4 protein-coding genes and 1 pseudogene are annotated in these 4319 nt (G+C 71.6%); all 5 read left to right on the top strand.

Annotated elements, in window-relative coordinates; genetic code table 11:
* Nucleotides 1-386: pseudogene (locus OZN99_RS26565) on the top strand (RNA polymerase subunit sigma-24); the annotation flags it as partial.
* 32 nt (nt 387-418) lie between these two features.
* Nucleotides 419-1147: a DNA polymerase III subunit epsilon gene (dnaQ, locus tag OZN99_RS26560; protein ID WP_270938244.1), complete on the top strand. Its 729-nt coding sequence runs from the start codon at nt 419-421 to the stop codon at nt 1145-1147.
* A gap of 58 nt (nt 1148-1205) precedes the next feature.
* Entirely contained in the window at nt 1206-1976 is a 771-nt protein-coding gene (locus OZN99_RS26555; protein WP_270938243.1) for a (Fe-S)-binding protein, read from the top strand.
* Nucleotides 1977-1992: 16 nt separating this feature from the next.
* The gene (locus OZN99_RS26550; protein ID WP_270938242.1) at nt 1993-3423 is read left to right on the top strand and encodes a LutB/LldF family L-lactate oxidation iron-sulfur protein; all 1431 of its coding nucleotides are present in this window, start codon (nt 1993-1995) and stop codon (nt 3421-3423) included.
* Between the two features lie 2 nt (nt 3424-3425).
* Complete coding sequence (locus OZN99_RS26545; protein WP_270938241.1) at nt 3426-4193, top strand: LutC/YkgG family protein; 768 nt, start codon at nt 3426-3428, stop codon at nt 4191-4193.
* The last annotated feature ends 126 nt before the right edge of the window (nt 4194-4319 follow it).

Here is a 4319-nt window from a genome sequence, read left to right as displayed (position 1 = left end):
GGGCGCGCGGCCCCTATGCGCTGCAGGCCGCGCTGGCCGCCTGCCACGCCCGCGCGCCGAGCCTGGCGGAGACCGACTGGCCGCGCATCGCAGCGCTCTACGACACGCTGCTGGCCGGGATGCCCTCGCCTGTGGTCGCGCTGAACCGCGCGGTGGCGCACAGCATGGCCTTCGGGCCGGAGGCGGGCCTGGCGCTGCTCGCCGCCATCGAGGACGCGGCGATGCTGGAAGACTATGCGCCGCTGCCGGCGGCCAAGGGCGACTGCCTGCTGCGGGCCGGTCGCCCGGACGAGGCGCGGGCGCAGTTCGAGCGGGCCGCCGCGCTCAGCCGCAACGCGGCGGAGCGGGATTTCCTGCTGCGCCGCGCCGCCGCCTGCGGTGCTTGACAGGCCACGGGGCCGGCCGGGAGAACGGCGCCATGCGGCAGATCGTGCTGGACACCGAGACGACCGGCCTCGACCCCGCCTCCGGCGACCGGGTGATCGAGGTGGCGGCGATCGAGCTGTTCAACTTCGTCCCGACCGGCGGCACCTTCCACAAGGTCATCGACCCCGAGCGCGACGTGCCGGAAGAGAGCACGCGCGTGCACGGCTTCACCGCCGAGATGCTGCGCGGCAAGCCGCGATTCGCCGACATCGTGGACGAGATGCTGGCCTTCCTGGGGGAGGCCGAGATCGTCGCGCACAACGCCCCCTTCGACTTCGGATTCCTGGATGCCGAGCTGGTCCGGTGCGGCAGGCCGAAGCTTGACCGCGCCCGCATGGTGGACAGCCTGGACATCGCCAAGCGCCGCTATCCCGGCCTGCCCAACAGCCTGGACGCGCTGTGCCGGCGGCTGGGCGTGGATAACTCGATGCGCACCTCGCACAACGCGCTGCTCGACGTGAAGCTGCTGGCCGAGGTCTTCCTGCAGCTCATGGGCGGCAAGCAGCCGGGCCTGGACCTGGCCGCCACCCCCCTGCGCCGGACCGGCCCCGCCCTGGTGGAGGAGGCCGCCGCCGTCGCCCGCACCCCGCGCCCGATCCTGCCCACCGAGGCCGAGCTGGCGGCGCATGCCGAGTTCGTGGAGAAGAAGCTGAAGGAGGCCCTCTGGCTCCAGTCGCCCTTCGCCGCGCCCCCCGCCGCCTCGGCCGAAGCGTCGGGATAGGAGACTTTACGCCGGGCCGGCCCTCCCCGAACGGGTCGGCATCCCTTACCTTGCGGGCATGCTCCAGACCCGTCCGCGCGTCGCGCTCTTCGTCACCTGCCTGGTGGACCTCTACCGGCCCACGGTGGGCTTCGCGGCGATCAAGCTGCTGGAGGCTGCCGGCTGCCAGGTGGAAGTGCCGGAGGCGCAGACCTGCTGCGGCCAGCCCGCCTACAACTCCGGCGACCGCACCACGGCCAGGGACCTGGCCCGGAACGTCATCGATACCTTCCTGCCCTACGACTACACCGTGGTGCCGTCAGGCTCCTGCGGCGGGCAGATCAGCCACCACTACCCCGGCCTGTTCGATGACTCCGACCCGCACTACCGCGGCCGGGCGGAGGCGCTGGCCGCCAAGACGCATGAGCTCGTCTCCTTCCTGACCGACGTCATGGGGATGCAGGAGGTGGCGGCGCGCTACGACGGGGTGGTCGCCTATCACGACAGCTGCTCCGGCCTGCGGGAGCTCGGCATCCGGGAACAGCCGCGCAAGCTGCTGGGCAGCGTGCAGGGGCTGACGCTGAAGGAGCTGGTGGACCGCGATGTCTGCTGCGGCTTCGGCGGCACCTTCTGCGTGAAGTATCCCGACATCTCCGTCCGCATGGTGTCCGACAAGGCGAAGGACGTCGTCGAGACCGGCGCCGACACGCTGCTGGCCGGCGACATGGGCTGCCTGCTGAACATGGCCGGGCGCCTCAAGCGGGAAGGCGCGCCGGTGAAGGTGCGCCACGTGGCGGAGGTGCTGGCCGACATGACGCAGGACGCGGCGCCGATCGGCGAGCCGAAGTAAGGGCGGGAGAAGCACCATGGTCCATCTGACATCCCCCGCCTTCAAGGAGAACGCCGCCCGCGCGCTGGCCGATCCCGGCCTGCAGAAGGCGCTGGCGCGCACCAAGCCGCAGTTCCACGGCAAGCGCGCCAAGGCGGTCGCTGGCCTGCCGGAATTCGAGCAGCTGCGCAACATCGGCCGCGACATCAAGAACCACACGCTGGCGAACCTCGATCACTACCTCGAGGTCTACGCTGCGAACGTCGAGAAGGCGGGCGGCGTCGTGCACTGGTGCAGCACGGCGGACGAGGCCCGCGCGGTGGTGCTGGAGATCTGCCGCCAGGCCGGCGCGAAGACCGTCACCAAGGGCAAGTCGATGATCTCCGAGGAACTCGGGATCAACGACCACCTGGAGGCGCACGGCATCACGCCGGTGGAGACCGACCTCGGCGAGTACATCCTGCAGCTGCGCAAGGAACCGCCGAGCCACATCATCGGTCCCGCCTTCCACCTGAACCGCGAGGACTGGGAACAGTCCTTCCGCGAGAGCCACACCGACCTCGACCCGAAGCGCGTCTTCACGGAACGCCGCGACATCCTGACGGAGGCGCGCACCAAGCTGCGCAGCCGCTTCCTGGCCGCCGATGTCGGCATCACCGGCGCCAACTTCCTGATCGCGGAGACCGGCAGCAGCGTCATCGTCACGAACGAGGGCAATGGCGACCTGACGCAGACGCTGCCGAAGGTGCACATCGCGCTGGCCAGCATCGAGAAGGTGGTGCCGACGCTGGAGGACGCGACCAGCCTGCTGCGCCTGCTGGCGCGCAGCGCCACCGGCCAGGACTTCTCGGTCTACACCACCTTCTCCACCGGCATCCGCCGCCAGGGCGACCTCGACGGGCCGGAGCAGTACCACGTGGTGCTGATCGACAACGGCCGGTCCAACATGATCGGCACCGACTTCCAGGAGATGCTGCGCTGCATCCGCTGCGCGGCCTGCATGAACCACTGCCCGGTCTATGGCGCGACGGGCGGCCACGCCTATGGCTGGGTCTATCCCGGCCCGATGGGCAGCGTGCTGACGCCGACGCTGGTCGGCGTGGACAAGGCCGGCCACCTGCCCAATGCCAGCACCTTCTGCGGCCGCTGCGAAAGCGTCTGCCCGGTGAAGATCCCGCTGCCCAAGCTGATGCGCCACTGGCGGGAACGGGAGTTCGAGCGCCACCTGACGCCGGGGACGATCCGCACCAATCTCCGCCTCTGGGCGTGGTTCGCGAAGCGCCCGGCGGCCTACCGCGCGGTGACGCGCATGGGCATCGGCGCGCTCGGCCTGCTCGGCCGCGGCAAGGGCGCGTTCAAGTGGCTTCCCTTCGCCGAGGGCTGGACCCGGGGCCGCGACCTGCCGGCGCCCGAGCCCGGCGGGACCTTCATGGCGCGCTACGCCAAGGCTCGGCGGCAGGGGCGCTGAGCATGAGCAAGGACGCCATCCTCGGCGCCATCCGGCGCGGCCTGAAGCGCGGCCCGCTGCCCGCCGACCAGGCGGCGATGCTGAACGGCCGCATCGCCAGCCATCCACGCCACCTGATCCCCGCGCGCAGCCGCATCCCGCGCGCCGAGCAGATCGCGCTGTTCATCAAGAACGTCGAGAAGGAGTTCGGCACGGTCCAGCGCATCCCGGACCTCGCCGGCGTGCCGGAAGCGGTCACCGACTACCTCGCCGCGCAGAACCTGCCCGCGCGCATCGTGATGGCGCCGCACCCCGAGCTGGAATCCATCGACTGGACCGCGCGCCCGCTGCTGGCGCGCGAGACGCGCCGTGCGCAGGAAGGCGACCTGGTGTCGCTGCAGCACGCCTGGGCCGGCGTGGCGGAGACCGGCACGCTGTTCTTCCCCTCCGACCCCGTGCGCCCGGCCACGCTCAACCTGCTGCCGGAGACCGAGATCGTCCTGCTGCGCGCCAGCGCGATCGTCGGCGCCTATGAGGAAGCCTGGGACCGGCTGCGCGCGGAGCGGAAGGACCCGATGACCGGCGGCTGGATGCCGCGCAACCTGATGCTGGTCACCGGCCCGTCGCGTTCCGCCGACATCGAGCAGACGCTGGAGCTCGGCGCGCACGGGCCGCGCCGCCTGCACATCCTGCTGGTGGAGGACGAGGCCGCGCCGCGCGAGATGAGCCGCGCCGAGGCCCGCGCCCAGGCCACCGCGCAGCCCGGCACGCCGGCCGCGCCGGGCGACTGAGGCCCGCCGCATTGCCATGCTGCCGCGACGGAAAGGCCTGAGCAGGGCGGACCTCGCCCTCTGGCACGCCTTCACGGCGGACATCGCACCCCTGTTCGGCCGCACGCGGCCGGAAGCGCCTGCCAG

The organism is Falsiroseomonas oryzae, from assembly GCF_027856955.1.
GTDB classification, from domain to species: Bacteria; Pseudomonadota; Alphaproteobacteria; order Acetobacterales; family Acetobacteraceae; genus Falsiroseomonas; species Falsiroseomonas oryzae.
Note: the sequence above shows the minus strand (reverse complement) of the source record. Positions and strands in the feature narration are given on the sequence as shown.

Coding starts and splice junctions, on each gene's coding strand:
- dnaQ (WP_270938244.1), top strand. CDS start 419: ATGCGGCAGATCGTGCTGGACACCGAGACGACCGGCCTCGACCCCGCC.
- OZN99_RS26555 (WP_270938243.1), top strand. CDS start 1,206: ATGCTCCAGACCCGTCCGCGCGTCGCGCTCTTCGTCACCTGCCTGGTG.
- OZN99_RS26550 (WP_270938242.1), top strand. CDS start 1,993: ATGGTCCATCTGACATCCCCCGCCTTCAAGGAGAACGCCGCCCGCGCG.
- OZN99_RS26545 (WP_270938241.1), top strand. CDS start 3,426: ATGAGCAAGGACGCCATCCTCGGCGCCATCCGGCGCGGCCTGAAGCGC.